Origin of the sequence: Mycobacterium canetti CIPT 140010059, assembly GCF_000253375.1 — a bacterium.
Taxonomy (GTDB): Bacteria; Actinomycetota; Actinomycetes; order Mycobacteriales; family Mycobacteriaceae; genus Mycobacterium; species Mycobacterium tuberculosis.
The window spans coordinates 4,432,367-4,453,870 of sequence record NC_015848.1 but is presented as its reverse complement, the minus strand read 5'-3'; the positions used below and the strand labels follow the sequence as shown (position 1 = coordinate 4,453,870).

Sequence of the window (21,504 nt, the reverse complement as noted above, 5' to 3'; positions counted from 1 at the left end):
AGCATCGAAGGTGAGCCCGGCCTCGGCGGTGAGCCGGGCGCTGGTGACGTCGGCGCCGGCGGCGGGGGTGGTGGCACCACCCCGACGGGCTATCTGGGTCCCCCACCCGTGCCGACGTCGTCGCCACCGACGACTCCAGCCGGGGCGCCGGCCAAGTCGGTGACGCCGGCCCCGGTTAGTGGCACCCCGCGGGCGTCGGGGCCAGCCGGCATGACCGGCATGCCGATGGTGCCGCCGGGCACGGTGGGTGCGGGCGCGGAAGGAGCCATTAAGGACAAGCCGGTCGAGAAGCGGGTGACGGTCCCGGCTGTGCCGAATGGCCAGCCGGTCAAGGGCCGCTTAACAGTACCGCCGAGTGTTCCGGTGAAATCTGCCGACGACAAGCCGGTGGTCACCAAGTCGACGCGACGGATCCTTGTTGTGCCGAACGACGACAAGGTAAAGGAATAGCCGCCCTGGGGCGAGGTCGGCGCTCGCGCCACGACTGAGTAGTGGGGTCGCGTCAACGGCAGTAGGGTCGTGGCGCAGGGGCACCGGCCGCAATCGACAAGGTCGCGGTCTGGTGCGGTACAGCCGAGGTGATGGCACCCGGCAACAGATGTGAGCACATGGCACGCGATTGGCACCGAAGGCGAACCCTTGACTGATCCCCTGACCACGCAGGCGATAGCGGCGCTGTCTCGGGGCCACGGCCTGTTCGCTGGCGGCGTTTCCGGCGCCGACATCGACGCGCCACAGATCCAGCAGTATGCGAACGCGATATCCCGGGTGGCCAACGCCGTTCCCACTGCAGCGGCGTACCGCTGGCGCGGCGCCGCAAGAGCGCTGCGTCGGTTGGCCAACACCGATGAAGCGCTGGCCCAGGTCATGGCGGCAGCCCAGACCGATCACGCGCACGCCAGGACCGCGACGCGTGCACTCCTGGAAGCCGCCAAGACCGATGCCATAGCCTCGACCGACACGCCGCTGGGCCGGCGCGAGGCGCTGACCCGCATGGCCGCCCGGCTGCGGGCTCAGCATCGGCACATCGCGCGATGTAGGTCGCGGGCGCGGCTATTGGCGCTGCGGTTGCGCCGGCTGCGCTACCTGCGCGCCGCCGCGGCAAGACGACCCCAGGTAACCACACCCGGTGGACGCGACCAGGTGTTGGCGGCGATCCAAAAAGCGTTGGATATCAAAGGCATTCACGATCCCGCCGCGCGGGCACGCTGGACTCGTGGCATGGACCTGGTGGCCCGCCGCGAATCGAGCTACAACGCCAACGCGGTCAACAACTGGGATTCCAACGCCGCGCGGGGCACCCCCAGCAGGGGCGCCTGGCAGTTCATCGCGCCGACGTTCACGGCCTATCACGAGCCAGGCACATCGACCAACATCCACGATCTGGTCGCCCAGGCGTGCGCGTTCATCAACTACGCGCGCGGCCGCTACGGGGTGGCCGCCGACGCGTCGAATCTGGCCGATCTGATCCAGCAGGCCGATCCACGCCGCAGCCCCAGGGGGTATTGAGAATGCCACTGAGTTTGTCCAACCGCGACCAAAATTCCGGTCATCTGTTCTACAACCGGCGGCTGCGGGCGGCGACCACCCGGTTCTCGGTGCGCATGAAACACGACGACCGCAAGCAGACCGCCGCGCTGGCGTTGTCGATGGTGTTGGTGGCCATTGCCGCCGGATGGATGATGCTGCTCAACGTGCTCAAGCCCACCGGCATTGTGGGTGACTCGGCGATCATCGGGGACCGCGACTCCGGGGCACTCTATGCGCGCATCGACGGCCGGTTGTATCCGGCGCTGAACTTGACGTCCGCGCGGCTGGCCACCGGCACGGCGGGGCAGCCGACATGGGTCAAGCCCGCCGAGATCGCCAAGTATCCGACCGGGCCGCTGGTCGGCATCCCGGGCGCACCCGCGGCCATGCCGGTGAACCGGGGGGCGGTCTCGGCGTGGGCGGTGTGCGACACGGCGGGACGCCCGCGCAGCGCGGACAAGCCGGTGGTCACCTCGATCGCGGGCCCGATCACCGGCGGTGGCCGCGCCACACACCTGCGCGACGACGCCGGGCTGCTGGTGACTTTCGACGGCAGCACCTACGTGATCTGGGGTGGCAAACGCTCACAGATCGATCCGACCAACAGGGCGGTCACCTTGAGCTTGGGGCTCGACCCCGGCGTGACATCACCAATACAGATCTCACGGGCGCTCTTCGACGGGCTGCCCGCGACCGAGCCGCTGCGGGTGCCAGCGGTGCCCGAGGCGGGCACCCCGTCGACGTGGGTGCCGGGCGCTCAGGTGGGATCGGTGTTGCAGGCCCAAACCGCCGGCGGGGGCAGCCAGTTCTATGTGCTGCTGCCCGACGGGGTGCAAAAGATCAGCAGCTTCGTGGCCGATCTGCTGCGCAGCGCGAACTCCTACGGGGCGGCGGCGCCGAGGGTGGTGACCCCCGATGTGCTGGTCCACACACCGCAGGTGACCTCGCTGCCGGTGGAGTACTACCCGGCCGGGCGGCTGAATTTCGTTGACACCGCGGCGAATCCGACCACCTGCGTGTCGTGGGAGAAGGCGTCGACGGATCCACAGGCCCGGGTCGCGGTCTACAACGGGCGGGGGCTTCCGGTGCCCCCGTCGATGGACAGCCGGATCGTGCGGCTGGTACGCGACGACCGCGCCCCGGCGTCGGTGGTGGCCACCCAGGTGCTGGTGTTGCCCGGCGCGGCCAACTTCGTGACGTCGACCAGCGGTGTGATCACCGCCGAGTCGCGCGAATCGTTGTTCTGGGTGTCCGGCAATGGGGTGCGATTCGGGATCGCCAACGACGAGGCGACGCTGCGGGCGCTGGGACTGGATCCGGGTGCGGCCGTGCAGGCGCCGTGGCCGTTGCTGCGGACTTTTGCTGCGGGACCGGCTCTGTCGCGGGATGCGGCACTCTTGGCTCGCGATACTGTGCCCACCCTCGGCCAGGTGGCCATTGTGACGACAACGGCGAAGGCGGGCGCCTAGATGTCCAAGAAAGCGTTTCCCATCAACCGCGTCAACATCGACCCGCCGAAACCCGTTCGGGTGGCGCCGAATCCGCCGATAGCTCTGCCGGAGCGTGAGCCGCGCAACATCTGGGTGATGATCGGCGTTCCCGCGTTGATCGTGGCGCTGATCGGCACCATCGTCATGCTGTACGTGTCGGGCGTGCGCAGCTTGGCCACGGGGTTCTTCCCGCTGATGGGCATCGGCGCGTTCAGCATGCTGGCGTTCTCCGGACGATTCGGTCGAGCCCGCAAGATCACCTGGGGTGAGTTGGAGAAGGGGCGTCGTCGATATCTTCGTGACCTGGACACCAACCGCGACGAAATCCAGACGGCGGTGTGTGCGCAACGTGAATGGCAGAACGCCGTGCATTCGGACCCACCCGGACTGGGCGCCATCATTGGCGGTCCGCGGATGTGGGAGCGTGGCCGCGGCGACGTCGACTTCTTAGAGGTGCGGGTGGGCACGGGTGTGCAGCACGCACCAGATTCGGTGTTGTCGGTGACCTGGCCGGACATTTCCTCCGATGAGGAGCTAGAGCCCGTGACCGGGCAGGCGCTGCGCGATTTCATCTTGGAGCAGCGCAAGATTCGCGATATCGCCAAGGTGGTGAACCTACGGTCGGCACCGGGCTTCAGCTTCGTGAGCGAGGACCTGGACCGGGTGCGGTCGCTGATGCGGTCGGTGTTGTGCTCGCTGGCGGTGTTTCACAACCCGCGTGACGTCAAGCTGATGGTGGTGACGCGCAACCCCGAGGTGTGGGCGTGGATGGTGTGGCTCCCCCACAACCTGCACGACGAGCTGTTCGATGCCTGCGGCTGGCGGCGGCTGATCTTTGCCACACCCGAGGAACTGGAGGCGGCGCTGGGAGCCGAGCTGCATATGAAGGGCAAGCGAGGCGCATGGACCCCGCCGACGGTGGCCAGCCCAACCGCGATGGGCTCGGCGCTGGAAACCGGGCAGGTCGGCGTGGATTTGGGGCCGCACCTGGTGATCGTCGACGACAACACCGGCAGCCCGGATGCGTGGGAGAGCGTGGTCGGGCAGGTCGGCAAGGCCGGGCTTACGGTGCTGCGCATCGCGTCCCGGGTGGGCACCGGTGTGGGGTTCGCCGAGGACCAGGTCTTCGAGATGGCCCAACGACATGGGGCGGCAACCGCGGTCAAGGCCGGTCGCGATGGCGCAGACGCCGATGACGACCAGCGCCCGGCGCCGCTGTTGCGGGCGCGCGGCACGTTCTTCGCGCATGCCGACCAGCTGTCCATCCACCGGGCCTACCGATATGCGCGGGCGATGGCGCGGTGGTCACCGACCAGTCGCAGCGAGGTCACCGATTCCACCAGCGGCGCGGCCGAGCTGCTGCGTTCGCTCGGCATTAGCGACCCCCGGGAATTGGATGTCGATCGGTTGTGGGCCGAGCGGCGCGGTCGCGGCGACGATCGGTGGTGTGAGATTCCGGTGGGCGCCAAACCGAACGGCGAGCTGCAGAACATCATCCTGCGCGCCAAGGACTTTGGCGGCTTCGGGTTTCACTCAGTGGTCATCGGAACCAGCGGCTCGGGCAAGTCGGAGCTCTTCTTGTCGTTGGTCTATGGGATCGCGCTGACGCACTCACCGGAAACATTCAACGTCATCTTCGTCGACATGAAATTCGAATCGGCTGCCCAGGACATCCTGGGCATCCCGCACGTGGTGGCCGCGCTATCCAACCTCGGCAAAGACGAGCGGCATCTGGCCGAGCGGATGCGCAGAGTTATCGACGGCGAGATCAAACAGCGCTACGAACTGTTCAAATCGGTAGGTGCGCGCGACGCCAACGACTACGAAGAGATTCGCCTCGCCGGACGCGATCTGCCGCCGGTGCCGGTGCTGCTGGTGATCGTCGACGAATACCTGGAGCTGTTCGCCAACCACAAAAAGTGGATTGATCTGATCATCCACATCGGTCAGGAGGGTCGCGGCGCCAACGTCTTCTTCATGCTAGGCGGTCAACGGCTGGACCTGTCGTCGCTGCAAAAGGTCAAGTCCAACATCGCGTTTCGGATTGCGCTGCGCGCTGAATCCGGTGATGACAGCCGCGAAGTGATCGGCAGCGACGCCGCCTACCATCTGCCGTCGAAGGAGAACGGTTTCGCGCTGCTCAAGGTGGGGCCGCGGGATCTGGAACCGTTCCGCTGCTTTTACCTCTCTGCGCCGTTTGTGGTGCCGAAGAAGAAAGAGGTGGCCCGAACCATCGACATGACGTTGACCCAACCCCGGCTGTACGACTGGCAGTACCAACCGCTGGATGCCGCCGACGCCGAGGCATTGGCGACCGCCGCGGCCGCCGATGCGGAACCCGACGAATTCCTCTATTACGAAGACGGTTTCAAGAAGAAGAAGATCGTCGACGTGCTGCGGGAGTCGCTATACAACGTGCCGCACCGATCGCCGCGCCGGCCGTGGTTGGCGCCGCTGGAAGACCCCGAGCCGGTCGATAGGCTGGTGGCTGCGTATCGTGGCAAACCCTGGCATGTCGACTACGGTCAAAACCCGGGACTGATGTTCCCGGTGGGAGTGATGGACATCCCCGAAGAATCCCAGCAAGTGGTACACGCCGTCGACGCGCTACGCAGCAACATCATCGTGGTGGGCGCCAAGCAGCGCGGCAAGACCACAACCTTGATGGCGCTGATGTGTTCGGCGGCAACGATGTACACCCCGGAGCGAGTGACGTTCTTTTGCATCGGCGGGGCGACCATGGCCCAGATTGGGTCGCTTCCACACGTTACCGATATCGTGTCGCCCAAGGATGCCGAGGGCATCGAACGCATCTTGAGCACCATGGATGCGCTGATCGATGCGCGGGAAGAAGCGTTCCGGCGAGCCAAGATCGACATGGACGGGTTCCGCGAGCGCCGGTTCGGGATCGGCGGCGACGGGGTGGGTGGCACCGATCCCACCGACCCGTTCGGCGATGTCTTTGTGGTGCTCGACGACTACGACGACCTGTACGCCAAGGACACCCTTTTGGGGGACCGCATCATCTCGTTGAGCAGCCGCGGTCCCGAGTACGGGGTGCACCTGATGTGCAGTGCCGGAGGCTGGATTCATGGGCAGCGGCAGAGCCTGCTGCAGAATGTCACGGCGCGAATTCAGTTGCGGCTGGCCGATCCCGGTGAGAGCCAGATGGGGCATTTGTCGATCGAATCGCGGGAGGCGGCGCGGCGGACGTTGAACCGCCCAGGATTTGGTTTGACGGAAAGCCTGCACGAGCTGCGAATCGGTGTTCCGGCCCTGGCCGACCCCGGTACCGGCGAGCTGGTGGGCATCACCGATGTCGGGGCGCGAATCGCCGACGTGGCCGGGGTGACCAAGCACGCAAGTCTGCAGCGGCTGCCACAGCGGGTGGAACTGTCGGCGATTGTCGAGCACGAGGCCGTCCACCAGGGCGGTGACGATCTGTCGATCGCGTTTGCGATCGGAGAGCGCCACGAGCTGGGTCCGGTGCCGATCAAGCTGCGCGAGAGCCCAGGGTTGATGATCTTAGGTCGGCAAGGCTGCGGCAAGACCACGGCGCTGGTGGCCATCGGCGAGGCGGTGATGAACCGGTTCAGCCCGCAGCAGGCGCAGCTCACGCTGATCGACCCTAAAACGGCTCCGCACGGTCTGCGAGATCTGCACGCCCCGGGGTATGTGCGCGCGTATGCCTACGACCAAGATGAAATCGACGAGGTGATCACCGAGTTGGCCCAGCAGATCTTGCTGCCGCGGTTGCCGCCCAAGGGTTTGAGCCAGGAGGAGTTGCGCGCACTCAAGCCGTGGGAAGGACCGCGGCACTTTGTGCTCATCGACGACGTGCAGGACCTGCGGCCGGCTCAGAGCTACCCACAGAAGCCGCCGGTGGGTGCGGCGCTGTGGAAGTTGATGGAACGCGCCCGCCAGGTCGGTTTGCACGTGTTCAGCACGCGCAACAGCGCGAACTGGGCCACGATGCCGATGGACCCCTGGGTGAAATCCCAGACCTCGGCGAAAGTGGCCCAGTTGTATATGGATAACGATCCGCAAAACCGAATCAATCGATCGGTGCGAGCCCAAACGTTGCCGCCTGGACGAGGTCTGTTGGTCGGTGCCGACGGCGACGTCGAGGGGATTTTGGTGGGGTATCCGTCGGTGCCCGGCGAGCAGTAGGGCCGGATCGCAAGATAGCGCGCATGGCTACTTTCTGCCTGACCATGTCGCTGTACGGGTTCAGTGACACCCGCGCGTATCCTCCAGGCGTCGCAGATTTCACATCCGCCCCACACGTACCGCTGACATGCTCGAACACATGGGGCGGCGTGGACCAGTTCGACGTCGGCATCGGTGCAGACGACTGATTTGCGCATACGCGATCGGCCGACTCGCATTACACTCAGCGACCATCACGCATTGCAGAAGCAATCGGAGGGGCGAACATGGTTTGGTCTGTGCAACCAGAAGCAGTGCTGGCGTCGGCAGCTGCCGAGTCGGCGATCAGTGCGGAAACCGAGGCAGCGGCCGCCGGAGCGGCGCCAGCCCTGCTTAGCACCACGCCGATGGGTGGTGATCCCGACTCCGCGATGTTCTCCGCAGCGCTCAACGCGTGCGGTGCCAGCTACCTGGGTGTCGTTGCCGAACACGCCAGTCAGCGCGGCCTGTTCGCGGGTGCGCAGGGCCTCGCGTCGGGCGTGTACGTGACCACAGAAGCGGCGCGCGCGGCGGCATCGGCGCTGCAAGGGTAAGTAGGCATGCCTGATCCAGGATGGGCTGCGCGGACACCTGAGGCCAACGACCTGCTGCTCAAGGCGGGCACCGGCGTGGGCACCCATCTGGCCAATCAAACGGCGTGGACCACACTGGGCGCCAGCCACCACGCCTCGGGTGTCGCGTCGGCGATCAACACCGCCACCACCGCGGCGAGCTGGTTGGGTGTCGGGTCGGCGGCCTCGGCGCTTAACGTCACCATGCTCAACGCCACGCTGCACGGACTGGCCGGCTGGGTCGACGTGAAGCCGGCCGTGGTATCGACCGCGATCGCGGCGTTTGAGACCGCCAACGCGGCCATGCGCCCTGCCCCCGAGTGCATGGAGAACCGCGACGAATGGGGCGTCGACAACGCCATCAACCCCAGCGTGCTGTGGACACTAACGCCTCGAATCGTCTCTTTGGACGTCGAGTATTTCGGGGTGATGTGGCCGAATAACGCCGCGGTGGGCGCCACCTACGGAGGGGTTCTCGCCGCGCTGGCCGAGAGTCTGGCAATTCCGCCGCCGGTCGCGACCATGGGTGCATCTCCGGCCGCTCCGGCACAGGCTGCGGCGGCGGTTGGCCAGGCGGCCGCCGAGGCCGCGGCCGGTGACGGGATGCGTTCCGCCTACCAGGGCGTGCAGGCAGGGTCAACCGGCGCGGGTCAGTCAACGTCGGCGGGTGAGAACTTCGGCAATCAGCTCAGCACGTTCATGCAGCCGATGCAGGCGGTGATGCAAGCGGCCCCGCAGGCGCTGCAGGCGCCGTCGGGACTGATGCAGGCACCGATGAGCGCGATGCAGCCGCTGCAATCGATGGTGGGCATGTTCGCCAACCCGGGCGCACTGGGCATGGGCGGGGCGGCGCCGGGAGCCTCGGCGGCTTCGGCGGCCGGTGGGATATCGGCCGCGGCCACCGAGGTCGGTGCGGGCGGCGGAGGCGCCGCCCTGGGCGGCGGCGGTATGCCAGCGACGAGCTTCACACGTCCCGTCAGCGCTTTCGAATCGGGCACCAGCGGCAGGCCGGTCGGGTTGCGGCCCAGCGGGGCTTTGGGCGCCGACGTCGTGCGCGCGCCGACGACCACGGTGGGTGGCACCCCTATCGGAGGCATGCCGGTCGGACATGCGGCGGGGGGTCACCGCGGATCCCATGGCAAGTCCGAGCAGGCCGCGACGGTGCGTGTTGTCGATGACCGGCGGTAGATCTAGCTCGGGCACAGGGTGAATCGACAGGTCCGCAGAGCAGCCATACACTTCGCGTCATGCCCCGATATTTGAGGGGGAACGGCTAACGGCAGTAAAGGAGAAGGGCCCGTGGCAGACACAATTCAGGTAACACCGCAGATGCTGCGCAGCACCGCCAACGATATCCAGGCGAATATGGAGCAAGCCATGGGAATCGCCAAGGGCTACCTAGCCAACCAGGAAAACGTCATGAACCCCGCCACCTGGTCTGGTGCCGGCGTCGTTGCTTCGCATATGACAGCCACCGAGATCACCAATGAATTGAACAAGGTCCTTACCGGGGGCACGCGCCTGGCCGAGGGCCTCGTGCAGGCCGCAGCCCTGATGGAGGGACACGAGGCGGACTCGCAGACAGCGTTTCAGGCGCTGTTCGGCGCTAGCCACGGATCCTGACCCAACTCGTTTCACGCCTCGGAAAGGAATTTCACATGTCAGATCAAATCACGTATAACCCGGGAGCCGTATCCGACTTCGCTTCCGACGTGGGCTCGCGCGCCGGCCAGCTCCACATGATTTACGAAGACACCGCCAGCAAAACAAATGCGCTGCAAGAGTTTTTCGCGGGCCACGGCGCGCAAGGGTTTTTCGACGCCCAGGCGCAGATGCTGTCGGGGCTGCAGGGGCTCATTGAGACGGTGGGTCAGCATGGGACTACCACCGGCCACGTGCTGGACAACGCGATCGGAACCGACCAGGCCATCGCGGGCTTGTTCTAAAGCCGGCCGTGGGCCGAGTGAAGGTGGGGTACATGCGCGGACCGCGCGTCTGCCCCACCTTCTGCTTGCTGCTAGCTGGTTGAGATGAACGTGACATGCTGACGACGACGGTCGATGGCCTGTGGGTACTACAAGCGGTAACCGGGGTGGAACAAACCTGTCCGGAACTGGGATTACGGCCATTGTTGCCGCGGTTGGACACCGCCGAGCGGGCACTTCGCCACCCGGTGGCCGCCGAGTTGATGGCGGTGGGGGCTCTGGACCAGGCCGGTAATGCCGACCCCATGGTCCGTGAATGGCTGACCGTGCTGTTGCGACGCGACCTGGGGTTACTGGTAACGATCGGGGTGCCGGGCGGCGAACCGACGCGCGCGGCCATTTGCCGATTTGCCACCTGGTGGGTGGTCTTGGAACGCCACGGCAACCTGGTGCGGCTCTACCCGGCCGGCACCGCCAGTGACGAGGCCGGGGCCGGCGAACTCGTCGTGGGTCAGGTCGAGCGGTTGTGCGGTGTCGCTGAGGCCGCCCCGCTACGGCCGGTCACCGTCGACGCCGACGAACTACTACACGCCGTACGCGACGCCGGCACCTTGCGGTCGTATCTGCTCAGTCAGCGCCTGGACGTCGACCAGCTACAGATGGTAACCATGGCCGCCGATCCCACACGCTCCGCGCACGCCACCCTGGTGGCGCTGCAGGCAGGCGTCGGGCCGGAAAAGTCGGCGCGCATCCTGGTCGGCGATTCAACGGTGGCCATCGTGGACACTGCCGCCGGGCGCATCTGCGTCGAAAGCGTGACCTCGGGACAGCGACGTTACCAGGTCCTCTCGCCTGGATCGCGCTCTGATATCGGTGGGGCGGTGCAACGGCTCATCCGCCGCTTGCCCGCTGGTGACGAATGGTACTCATACCGGCGTGTGGTGTGAATGACATTGTCTGGCGAATAGCAAACTAATGCACTCAAAGAGCCGCTCACGCGCAGTAAACAAGGAATCTCGAATCATGTTAGCATCGCGGTCGTGACGAACCCGTGGAATGACCCGAATATGTTAGACGACGGCGCGATCGGACGCGGCGATCCGTCGGTGCGGCATCACTTTCGGGATTCGGTATCCGACACCATGCGTATTACCGATCTGGCTGCCCCTAGAAAGATTCCCCCGGGAACCGGTTGGCGGAAATTCGTCTATTCCGTTTCATTTCACAAAATTAATCCAGGTGAATCGCCCCGGGAACGGCACTACCGCAATTTACAGGGACGTATCCGTCGGCATATCCGTCGGCAATATGTCATCACGGTTGTGTCCGGCAAGGGCGGCGTGGGGGTCACCACGATGGCCGCGTGCATCGGCGGCGTGTTTCGGGAATGCCGGCCGGAGAACGTGATTGCGATCGACGCGGTTCCGAGTTTCGGTACCCTGGCCGACCGCATCGACGAGTCGCCGCCGGGGGATTACGCCGCCATTATCAACGACACCGATGTCCAGGGCTACGCAGACATTCGCGAACACCTGGGGCAAAACACGGTCGGGCTCGACGTACTGGCCGGAAATCGGACATCAGACCAGCCCAGGCCGCTCGTCCCGGCGATGTTCTCCGCAGTGTTGTCTCGGCTGCGGCGAACTCATACCGTCATTGTCATCGACACCTCGCCCGACCTAGAGCACGACGTGATGAAGGCAGTGCTGCAGAGCACCGATACCCTGGTGTTCGTCTCGGGAATCACCGCGGACCGGTCCCGGCCGGTGCTGCGGGCGGTGGACTACCTCAGGGCGCAGGGTTATCACGAGCTGGTCTCGCGCAGCACCGTGATCCTCAACCACACCGACAGCATTACCGACAAGGATGCGCTGGCCTACCTGACCGAACGTTTTACCAAGGTCGGTGCAATCGTGGAAGCAATGCCGTTCGATCCGCACCTGGCCAAAGGCGGGATCATTGATACGGTGCATGAATTAAATAAGAAGTCGCGGTTGCGGCTTTTCGAAATCACCGCCGGATTGGCCGACAAATACGTTCCGGATGCCGAACGGGCGGCGCAGTGACTGCGCCGCATAAGGTTGCTTTCCCGGCACGTTGTGCGGTCAACATTTGCTACGACAAGCATCTATGCTCCCAGGTATTCCCCGCCGGAATTCCAGTAGAGGGATTCTTCGAAGGAATGGTGGAGTTGTTCGATGCCGATCTGAAGCGCAAAGGTTTCGACGGGGTTGCGCTGCCGGCGGGTAGCTATGAGCTACACAAGATCAACGGGGTGCGGCTGGACATCAACAAGAGCCTCGACGAGCTGGGCGTTCAAGACGGTGACACGCTGGTGCTGGTACCCCGGGTTGCTGGCGAGTCGTTTGAGCCACAGTACGAATCGCTATCCACCGGGCTGGCGGCCATGGGCAAGTGGCTGGGGCGTGACGGCGGGGATCGGATGTTTGCGCCGGTAACCTCGCTGACTGCCGCCCACACCGCCATGGCGATTATCGCCATGGCGGTCGGAGTGGTGCTGGCCCTGACGTTGCGGACACGCACAATCACCGACAGCCCGGTCCCAGCCGCGATGGCTGGGGGGATTGGTGTGCTCCTGGCGATCGGGGCATTGGTGGTGTGGTGGGGTTGGCGGGAGCGCCGTGACCTGTTCAGTGGGTTCGGGTGGCTGGCGGTGGTGTTGCTTGCCGTGGCCGCCGCGTGCGCGCCGCCGGGCGCGCTCGGGGCGGCTCATGCGCTGATCGGGCTCGTGGTGGTGGTTCTGGGTGCGATCGCGATCGGCGTGGCGACCCGCAAGCGGTGGCAGACCGCAGTGGTCACCGCGGTGGTAACGGTGTGCGGGATCCTTGCCGCTGTCGCCGCCGTCCGAATGTTTAGGCCGGTTTCGATGCAGGTGCTGGCGATTTGCGTGTTGGTAGGGCTGCTTGTCCTGATCAGGATGACTCCGACCGTTGCGTTGTGGGTGGCACGGGTACGACCCCCGCACTTCGGATCGATCACCGGCCGGGATCTGTTCGCGCGCCGTGCGGGAATGCCCGTCGATACGGTGGCTCCGGTCAGCGAAGCCGACGCCGACGATGAGGACAATGAACTGACCGACATCACCGCCCGCGGCACCGCGATCGCCGCGTCGGCGCGGCTGGTTAACGCGGTACAGGTGGGTATGTGCGTCGGGGTGTCGCTCGTACTGCCCGCCGCGGTATGGGGGGTGCTGACGCCAGGTCAACCGTGGGCCTGGTTGGCGTTGTTGGTTGCCGGCTTGACGGTGGGCCTCTTCATCACCCAGGGCCGCGGGTTCGCCGCCAAATACCAAGCGGTCGCATTGGTGTGCGGGGCGTCCGCCGCGGTGTGTGCCGGGGTGCTTAAGTACGCCCTCGACACCCCGAAAGGTGTTCAGACCGGGCTGCTTTGGCCTGCGATCTTCGTCGCGGCTTTCGCCGCATTGGGTTTGGCCGTGGCCCTCGTGGTACCGGCGACGCGGTTTAGGCCGATCATCCGGTTGACCGTGGAATGGCTAGAAGTGCTGGCCATGATCGCGTTGTTACCAGCGGCTGCGGCCCTAGGGGGGCTGTTTGCATGGCTTCGCCACTAAACCGACCTGGCCTGCGGGCCGCGGCCGCGAGCGCCGCCCTCACCCTCGTTGCTTTGTCAGCTAATGTTCCTGCGGCACAGGCTATCCCACCGCCGTCGGTAGATCCGGCGATGGTGCCTGCAGACGCGCGGCCTGGACCTGATCAGCCCATGCGCCGCTCCAACAGCTGCTCCACACCGATCACCGTAAGAAATCCCGACGTGGCGCAGCTAGCACCGGGCTTCAACCTGGTCAACATCAGCAAGGCGTGGCAGTACAGCACCGGCAACGGTGTGCCCGTGGCAGTCATCGACACCGGCGTCAGTCCCAACCCGCGGCTGCCGGTGGTGCCCGGTGGCGACTACATCATGGGGGAGGACGGCCTATCGGATTGCGACGCGCACGGCACGGTGGTGAGTTCGATCATTGCCGCTGCACCGCTTGGGATTTTACCGATGCCAAGGGCCATGCCGGCCACCGCGGCGTTCCCACCGCCGGCCGGGCCGCCGCCGGTCACCGCCGCGCCGGCGCCGCCGGTAGAAGTCCCGCCCCCGATGCCCCCGCCGCCGCCGGTGACGATCACCCAAACCGTTGCGCCACCGCCACCACCACCCGAGGATGCGGGCGCCATGGCGCCGTCCAATGGACCGCCGGATCCGCAAACCGAAGACGAACCCGCGGTGCCCCCACCCCCGCCGGGCGCCCCGGACGGGGTGGTGGGGGTGGCCCCGCATGCGACCATCATCTCGATTCGGCAGTCCTCGCGGGCCTTCGAGCCGGTCAACCCGTCGTCGGCGGGTCCCAACTCCGATGAGAAAGTCAAAGCGGGCACCCTCGACTCGGTGGCGCGTGCCGTGGTACACGCGGCGAACATGGGGGCGAAAGTGATCAACATTTCGGTGACCGCATGTCTGCCTGCGGCGGCTCCGGGCGACCAGCGGGTGCTGGGCGCCGCGCTGTGGTATGCGGCCACCGTCAAGGATGCGGTGATCGTGGCAGCAGCCGGCAACGACGGGGAGGCCGGCTGCGGCAACAACCCGATGTATGACCCGCTGGACCCGTCAGATCCCCGGGACTGGCATCAGGTCACGGTTGTGTCGTCACCGTCATGGTTCTCTGATTACGTCCTGTCGGTAGGTGCCGTCGATGCCTACGGCGCCGCACTGGACAAGAGCATGTCGGGTCCGTGGGTCGGTGTCGCGGCACCGGGAACCCACATCATGGGTCTATCGCCACAAGGCGGCGGACCGGTCAATGCCTACCCGCCGTCGCGGCCAGGCGAGAAGAATATGCCGTTCTGGGGCACCAGCTTTTCGGCGGCCTACGTCAGCGGCGTCGCGGCACTGGTGCGGGCCAAATTCCCCGAGTTGACTGCCTACCAAGTGATCAACCGGATCGTGCAGTCGGCGCACAATCCGCCTGCGGGCGTGGACAACAAACTGGGGTACGGGCTGGTGGATCCGGTCGCCGCATTGACGTTTAACATCCCATCCGGTGATCGGATGGCCCCGGGTGCACAGAGCCGGGTGATCACGCCCGCCGCGCCACCCCCTCCGCCCGATCACCGGGCGCGCAATATCGCTATCGGGTTCGTCGGCGCAGTGGCCACCGGTGTGCTGGCAATGGCAATCGGGGCTCGGCTACGGAGGGCGCGTTGACGTCCAAGCTGACCGGGTTCAGCCCGCGCAGTGCGAGGCGGGTCGCCGGGGTGTGGACAGTGTTCGTGCTCGCGTCGGCGGGCTGGGCGCTGGGCGGCCAGCTAGGTGCGGTCATGGCTGTCGTGGTCGGCGTCGCCTTGGTGTTCGTACAGTGGTGGGGTCAGCCGGCGTGGTCGTGGGCGGTACTGGGGCTGCGGGGTCGGCGTCCCGTCAAATGGAATGACCCAATTACCTTGGCCAACAACCGATCCGGGGGTGGCGTCCGCGTGCAAGACGGTGTCGCGGTGGTGGCGGTGCAACTTCTCGGCCGAGCGCACCGGGCGACTACGGTCACCGGGTCGGTGACCGTAGAAAGCGACAACGTGATTGACGTCGTTGAGCTCGCGCCGTTGCTGCGCCACCCGCTGGACCTGGAACTCGATTCAATCAGCGTCGTCACCTTCGGCTCGCGAACCGGCACCGTCGGCGATTACCCGCGGGTGTATGACGCGGAGATCGGTACGCCGCCGTATGCCGGGCGGCGCGAAACGTGGCTGATCATGCGGCTTCCGGTGATCGGCAACACCCAAGCTTTACGCTGGCGTACCAGCGTTGGGGCCGCTGCCATTTCGGTCGCCCAACGCGTTGCCAGCTCCCTGCGCTGTCAGGGCTTGCGCGCCAAACTGGCCACCGCAACAGACTTGGCTGAGCTTGATCGCCGGCTGGGGTCGGACGCGGTAGCCGGGAGTGCGCAGCGCTGGAAAGCTATCCGCGGTGAAGCCGGGTGGATGACGACGTATGCGTACCCGGCTGAGGCGATTTCGTCGCGGGTTCTCTCGCAAGCCTGGACGCTGCGTGCCGATGAGGTCATCCAGAACGTAACGGTGTACCCGGACGCGACGTGCACCGCGACCATCACCGTGCGCACACCGACGCCGGCGCCTACCCCGCCCAGTGTGATCTTGCGTCGGCTCAATGGTGAGCAAGCCGCCGCGGCTGCGGCCAACATGTGCGGGCCACGTCCACACCTACGGGGACAGCGGCGCTGCCCGTTGCCGGCGCAGCTAGTCACCGAGATCGGACCGTCGGGGGTGTTGATTGGCAAGCTGAGCAACGGGGACCGGCTGATGATTCCCGTTACCGACGCCGGTGAGCTGTCGCGCGTCTTCGTGGCCGCGGACGACACGATCGCCAAGAGGATCGTGATTCGCGTCGTCGGTGCCGGTGAGCGGGTGTGTGTGCACACTCGCGACCAAGAGCGTTGGGCCAGCGTACGCATGCCGCAGTTGAGCATCGTCGGCACACCACGGCCCGCGCCGCGCACCACTGTCGGCGTCGTGGAGTACGTGCGGCGGCGCAAGAACGGCGATGACGGCAAATCTGAAGGCAGCGGTGTCGATGTCGCGATTTCGCCCACGCCACGGCCAGCCAGTGTCATCACCATTGCCCGACCCGGTACCTCGCTGTCCGAGAGCGATCGGCATGGCTTCGAGGTGACCATCGAACAAATCGATCGGGCAACGGTGAAAGTCGGTGCGGCAGGACAAAACTGGCTGGTTGAGATGGAAATGTTCCGTGCGGAGAACCGCTATGTCAGCCTTGAGCCGGTCACGATGTCGATAGGCCGGTAGAACGTTGCCAACTGAATTTGAGGCACAGAGTGACAGACACACGTTGCAACCGCGGTGACAGCGGCGGCGATGTCGAGAATGGTGGACACGATGGGTGATTTACTCACTGCGCGCCGGCATTTCGATCGGGCGATGGCGATCAAGAATGGCCAGGGATGCGTGGCGGCGTTGCCTGAGTTTGTAGCTGCCACCGAGGCCGATCCGTCGATGGCCGACGCGTGGCTGGGTCGTATCGCCTGCGGTGACCGCGATCTGGCCTCGCTTAAGCAGCTCAACGCCCATAGCGAGTGGCTGCACCGCGAGACCACGCGGATCGGCCGGACGTTGGCCGCTGAGGTCCAGCTGGGACCATACATCGGGATCACGGTGACCGACGCATCTCAGGTGGGGCTGGCGCTGTCGTCGGCGTTGACGATCGCGGGGGAGTATGCGAAGGCCGATGCCCTGTTAGCAAACCGCGAGCTATTGGATTCGTGGCGCAACTACCAGTGGCATCAGCTGGCTCGGGCGTTCCTGATGTACGTCACGCAGCGATGGCCCGACGTGTTGTCGACGGCCGCCGAGGATCTGCCGCCACAGGCGATCGTCATGCCGGCGGTGACCGCGTCGATTTGTGCGCTGGCAGCCCACGCCGCGGCCCATCTCGGGCAGGGGCGAGTGGCCCTGGACTGGCTGGACCGGGTGGATGTGATCGGACACAGCAGGTCATCGGGGCGGTTCGGCGCCGACGTGCTCACCGCGGCGATCGGACCGGCCGATATTCCGCTGCTGGTCGCCGACTTGGCGTATGTGCGGGGGATGGTGTACCGGCAACTGCATGAGGAGGACAAGGCCCAGATCTGGCTGTCGAAGGCCACCATCAACGGGGTGCTCACCGACGCCGCCAAAGAAGCCCTGGCGGACCCGAACCTGCGCTTGATTGTTACCGATGAACGAACCATCGCCAGCCGCTCCGACCGTTGGGATGCTTCGACGGCGAAAAGCCGCGACCAGCTCGATGACGACAATGCAGCGCAGCGGCGCGGCGAGCTGCTAGCCGAGGGCCGGGAACTGCTGGCCAAACAGGTGGGCCTGGCGGCGGTCAAGCAAGCGGTATCGGCGCTGGAAGACCAACTCGAGGTGCGCATGATGCGCCTAGAGCACGGCCTACCGGTGGAGGGGCAGACCAACCACATGTTGCTGGTGGGGCCACCAGGCACAGGTAAGACAACCACCGCTGAAGCGCTGGGCAAGATCTACGCCGGCATGGGGATCGTGCGTCACCCCGAAATTCGAGAAGTTCGCCGATCGGACTTCTGTGGGCACTACATCGGGGAGTCAGGACCCAAGACGAACGAGCTGATCGAAAAGTCACTCGGGCGAATCATTTTCATGGACGAGTTCTACTCGCTGATCGAACGTCATCAAGACGGAACACCGGACATGATCGGCATGGAGGCGGTCAATCAACTCCTGGTTCAATTGGAAACACACCGATTCGACTTCTGTTTCATCGGGGCCGGCTATGAGGATCAGGTGGATGAATTCCTCACCGTGAACCCGGGTTTGGCTGGCCGGTTCAACCGAAAGCTGCGGTTCGAGTCTTATTCGCCGGTGGAGATCGTCGAGATTGGACACCGCTACGCTACACCGCGCGCCAGCCAGCTCGATGACGCCGCACGGGAGGTATTCCTCGACGCGGTCACCACCATCCGTAACTACACCACCCCTAGTGGGCAGCACGGTATCGACGCTATGCAAAACGGTCGGTTCGCCCGCAACGTGATCGAACGCGCCGAAGGGTTCCGGGACACCCGGGTGGTTGCGCAAAAACGTGCGGGCCAACCGGTATCGGTTCAGGATCTGCAGATCATCACCGCCACCGACATCGATGCCGCGATACGCAGCGTGTGCTCAGACAACCGAGACATGGCCGCGATCGTTTGGTAGCAGCCGCATATCGGCTAGTGCGGTAGCAAAACCGTTGAGTCCCGGCGTGGTCCAGGTACAGCGCCTACGCGCCCTGGTCGGCGCGGCGGACCAGCCCAGGCGTGACAGCGTTGTTTGCCCAGCCGTTACGTCTAAAATGCACACAGGTCCGTCAAGTGGCCCAAGGTAGCAACGCAGCTCAATGAATCGCAATGAATCTCAACGAATGGAGTGTTCTGGGAGTGCACCGTATCTTTCTGATCACGGTGGCGCTGGCGTTGCTCACCGCGTCGCCCGCATCGGCCATCACGCCACCGCCGATCGATCCGGGCGCGTTGCCGCCCGACGTGACGGGCCCGGATCAGCCTACCGAACAGCGCGTTTTGTGCGCGTCGCCCACCACGCTGCCGGGGTCCGGGTTCCACGATCCGCCGTGGAGCAACACGTATCTGGGCGTGGCCGATGCCCACAAGTTCGCGACCGGGGCCGGGGTGACGGTGGCGGTGATCGACACCGGTGTCGACGCTTCGCCACGGGTCCCGGCGGAACCTGGCGGCGATTTCGTCGACCAGGCCGGTAACGGCCTGTCTGACTGTGATGCCCATGGGACTCTCACAGCATCCATCATCGCGGGCCGGCCCGCGCCCACCGACGGGTTCGTCGGCGTCGCGCCCGATGCTCGACTGCTCTCGCTACGTCAGACGTCTGAGGCCTTCGAACCGGTCGGCTCACAAGCCAACCCGAATGATCCCAACGCCACCCCGGCCGCCGGTTCCATCCGCAGTCTTGCCCGCGCCGTGGTGCACGCCGCCAACCTCGGCGTGGGTGTGATCAACATCAGTGAAGCCGCCTGCTACAAGGTGAGCAGGCCGATCGATGAAACCTCACTGGGTGCATCCATCGACTATGCGGTCAACGTCAAAGGCGTGGTGGTGGTGGTCGCGGCCGGCAACACCGGTGGCGATTGCGTACAGAATCCGGCGCCGGACCCGTCCACACCCGGCGACCCACGCGGCTGGAACAATGTGCAGACCGTTGTCACCCCGGCGTGGTACGCACCGCTGGTGTTAAGCGTCGGCGGTATCGGCCAGACCGGGATGCCCAGCTCGTTCTCGATGCACGGACCGTGGGTGGACGTGGCCGCGCCCGCAGAAAACATCGTCGCGCTCGGCGACACCGGTGAACCGGTGAATGCGCTGCAAGGCCGGGAGGGGCCGGTACCCATCGCCGGCACCTCGTTTGCCGCGGCATATGTGTCGGGTCTGGCGGCCCTGCTTCGGCAGCGGTTCCCCGACCTGACGCCGGCGCAGATCATCCACCGGATCACCGCCACCGCGAGACACCCCGGGGGCGGGGTCGACGACCTGGTCGGCGCCGGCGTCATCGATGCGGTGGCCGCGCTGACGTGGGACATTCCGCCCGGCCCTGCTTCGGCGCCATACAACGTCAGACGACTTCCACCCCCGGTGGTGGAGCCGGGTCCCGATCGTCGCCCGATTACGGCTGTGGCGTTGGTGGCCGTCGGCCTTACGTTGGCCCTGGGCCTGGGCGCGCTGGCTAGACGGGCGCTGAGCCGCCGATGAGAAATCCTTTAGGGCTGCGGTTCAGCACCGGGCACGCCTTGCTTGCCTCCGCGTTGGCCCCGCCATGCATCATCGCATTCTTGGAGACGCGCTACTGGTGGGCGGGGATTGCGCTGGCCTCGTTGGGCGTCATCGTGGCCACGGTCACTTTCTACGGCCGCCGGATCACCGGCTGGGTGGCGGCGGTGTACGCGTGGTTGCGGCGGCGCCGACGGCCCCCGGATTCCTCGTCAGAACCTGTGGTCGGGGCCACCGTGAAGCCAGGAGATCACGTTGCGGTGCGCTGGCAAGGCGAGTTTCTGGTCGCCGTAATCGAGCTCATTCCCCGACCATTCACGCCGACGGTCATCGTCGACGGGCAAGCCCACACCGACGACATGCTGGACACCGGACTGGTGGAGGAGCTCCTGTCGGTGCACTGTCCCGACTTGGAGGCCGATATCGTCTCAGCCGGCTACCGCGTCGGCAATACCGCAGCGCCGGACGTGGTGAGTCTGTATCAGCAGGTGATCGGGACAGACCCGGCGCCGGCGAACCGCCGGACCTGGATCGTGCTGCGCGCCGACCCGGAACGCACCCGCAAATCGGCGCAGCGCCGCGATGAAGGCGTCGCAGGACTGGCCCGGTATTTGGTGGCGTCCGCGACGCGCATTGCCGATCGACTGGCTAGCCATGGTGTCGACGCGGTGTGTGGCCGCAGCTTCGATGACTACGACCACGCCACCGACATCGGCTTTGTGCGGGAGAAATGGTCGATGATCAAGGGGCGCGATGCCTACACTGCCGCCTACGCGGCGCCCGGAGGTCCGGATGTATGGTGGTCGGCGCGCGCGGACCACACCATCACCAGAGTCCGGGTCGCGCCGGGGATGGCCCCGCAGTCCACGGTGTTGCTGACCACGGCGGACAAGCCCAAGACACCCAGGGGCTTCGCCCGCCTATTTGGCGGGCAGCGGCCCGCGCTGCAAGGCCAGCATCTGGTGGCCAACCGCCACTGCCAGCTGCCGATCGGGTCAGCTGGGGTACTGGTCGGCGAGACGGTGAACCGATGCCCGGTCTACATGCCCTTCGACGATGTCGACATCGCCCTCAACCTGGGTGACGCTCAGACATTCACCCAGTTCGTGGTGCGTGCGGCGGCGGCAGGTGCGATGGTCACAGTCGGGCCACAGTTCGAGGAATTTGCCCGGTTGATCGGCGCACACATCGGGCAGGAGGTAAAGGTGGCGTGGCCGAATGCGACGACCTATCTCGGCCCGCATCCCGGTATTGACCGGGTGATTCTGCGGCACAATGTGATCGGTACCCCGCGGCATCGGCAGCTGCCGATTCGCCGGGTTTCCCCACCCGAGGAAAGCCGCTACCAGATGGCGCTGCCGAAGTAGGGCGATCCCTTCGCGATGCCGGCATGAACGGGCGGCATCAAATTAGTGCAGGAACCTTTCAGTTTAGCGACGATAATGGCTATA

Annotated in this window: 15 protein-coding genes; all 15 read left to right on the top strand. The window is 65.7% G+C overall.

The window, feature by feature from the left end; genetic code table 11:
* The first annotated feature begins 600 nt into the window (after positions 1 to 600).
* The 15 genes from MCAN_RS20595 (at position 601) to eccE1 (ending at position 21,420) form a co-directional block, all read left to right on the top strand.
* Positions 601 to 1,509, top strand: coding sequence for a transglycosylase SLT domain-containing protein (locus tag MCAN_RS20595; protein WP_014002020.1), 909 nt, complete (start codon positions 601 to 603; stop codon positions 1,507 to 1,509).
* Between the two features lie 2 nt (positions 1,510 to 1,511).
* On the top strand, positions 1,512 to 2,999 hold the full coding sequence (gene eccB2, locus MCAN_RS20590) for a type VII secretion system ESX-2 subunit EccB2 (RefSeq protein ID WP_014002019.1): 1,488 nt from the start codon (positions 1,512 to 1,514) through the stop codon (positions 2,997 to 2,999).
* The gene (gene eccC2 / locus MCAN_RS20585) at positions 3,000 to 7,190 is read left to right on the top strand and encodes a type VII secretion system ESX-2 FtsK/SpoIIIE family ATPase EccC2 (protein WP_014002018.1); all 4,191 of its coding nucleotides are present in this window, start codon (positions 3,000 to 3,002) and stop codon (positions 7,188 to 7,190) included.
* Between the two features lie 266 nt (positions 7,191 to 7,456).
* Positions 7,457 to 7,762, top strand: a complete 306-nt coding sequence (locus tag MCAN_RS20580) for a PE domain-containing protein (protein WP_014002017.1) — start codon at positions 7,457 to 7,459, stop codon at positions 7,760 to 7,762.
* Between the two features lie 6 nt (positions 7,763 to 7,768).
* Positions 7,769 to 8,968 carry a PPE family protein gene (locus MCAN_RS20575; RefSeq protein ID WP_014002016.1) on the top strand — a complete coding sequence of 400 codons (1,200 nt, stop codon included), beginning with the start codon at positions 7,769 to 7,771 and terminating at the stop codon, positions 8,966 to 8,968.
* A gap of 111 nt (positions 8,969 to 9,079) precedes the next feature.
* Positions 9,080 to 9,403: a WXG100 family type VII secretion target gene (locus MCAN_RS20570; RefSeq protein WP_003400035.1), complete on the top strand. Its 324-nt coding sequence runs from the start codon at positions 9,080 to 9,082 to the stop codon at positions 9,401 to 9,403.
* A 35-nt stretch (positions 9,404 to 9,438) separates the two neighbouring features.
* A complete protein-coding gene (locus tag MCAN_RS20565; protein WP_003899750.1) occupies positions 9,439 to 9,726 on the top strand; it encodes a WXG100 family type VII secretion target in 288 nt (95 codons plus the stop codon).
* Positions 9,727 to 9,821: 95 nt separating this feature from the next.
* Positions 9,822 to 10,652, top strand: coding sequence for a type VII secretion system ESX-2 associated protein EspG2 (espG2, locus tag MCAN_RS20560; protein ID WP_003400028.1), 831 nt, complete (start codon positions 9,822 to 9,824; stop codon positions 10,650 to 10,652).
* A gap of 93 nt (positions 10,653 to 10,745) precedes the next feature.
* Entirely contained in the window at positions 10,746 to 11,771 is a 1,026-nt protein-coding gene (locus MCAN_RS20555) for a MinD/ParA family ATP-binding protein (RefSeq protein ID WP_003899748.1), read from the top strand.
* On the top strand, positions 11,768 to 13,297 hold the full coding sequence (eccD2, locus tag MCAN_RS20550; RefSeq protein WP_014002015.1) for a type VII secretion system ESX-2 subunit EccD2: 1,530 nt from the start codon (positions 11,768 to 11,770) through the stop codon (positions 13,295 to 13,297). The genes MCAN_RS20555 and eccD2 overlap by 4 nt, the downstream gene beginning before the upstream one ends.
* Complete coding sequence (gene mycP2, locus MCAN_RS20545; RefSeq protein WP_003400012.1) at positions 13,282 to 14,934, top strand: type VII secretion system ESX-2 serine protease mycosin MycP2; 1,653 nt, start codon at positions 13,282 to 13,284, stop codon at positions 14,932 to 14,934. Before eccD2 ends, mycP2 begins: the two co-directional genes overlap by 16 nt.
* On the top strand, positions 14,931 to 16,544 hold the full coding sequence (gene eccE2, locus MCAN_RS20540) for a type VII secretion system ESX-2 subunit EccE2 (RefSeq protein WP_003902572.1): 1,614 nt from the start codon (positions 14,931 to 14,933) through the stop codon (positions 16,542 to 16,544). The genes mycP2 and eccE2 overlap by 4 nt, the downstream gene beginning before the upstream one ends.
* A gap of 69 nt (positions 16,545 to 16,613) precedes the next feature.
* A complete protein-coding gene (eccA2, locus tag MCAN_RS20535) occupies positions 16,614 to 18,473 on the top strand; it encodes a type VII secretion system ESX-2 AAA family ATPase EccA2 (RefSeq protein ID WP_014002014.1) in 1,860 nt (619 codons plus the stop codon).
* A 221-nt stretch (positions 18,474 to 18,694) separates the two neighbouring features.
* Positions 18,695 to 20,035 (top strand): type VII secretion system ESX-1 serine protease mycosin MycP1, encoded by a 1,341-nt coding sequence (mycP1, locus tag MCAN_RS20530; RefSeq protein WP_003400004.1) that lies wholly within the window; start codon positions 18,695 to 18,697, stop codon positions 20,033 to 20,035.
* Complete coding sequence (eccE1, locus tag MCAN_RS20525) at positions 20,032 to 21,420, top strand: type VII secretion system ESX-1 subunit EccE1 (RefSeq protein ID WP_003400000.1); 1,389 nt, start codon at positions 20,032 to 20,034, stop codon at positions 21,418 to 21,420. The genes mycP1 and eccE1 overlap by 4 nt, the downstream gene beginning before the upstream one ends.
* The last annotated feature ends 84 nt before the right edge of the window (positions 21,421 to 21,504 follow it).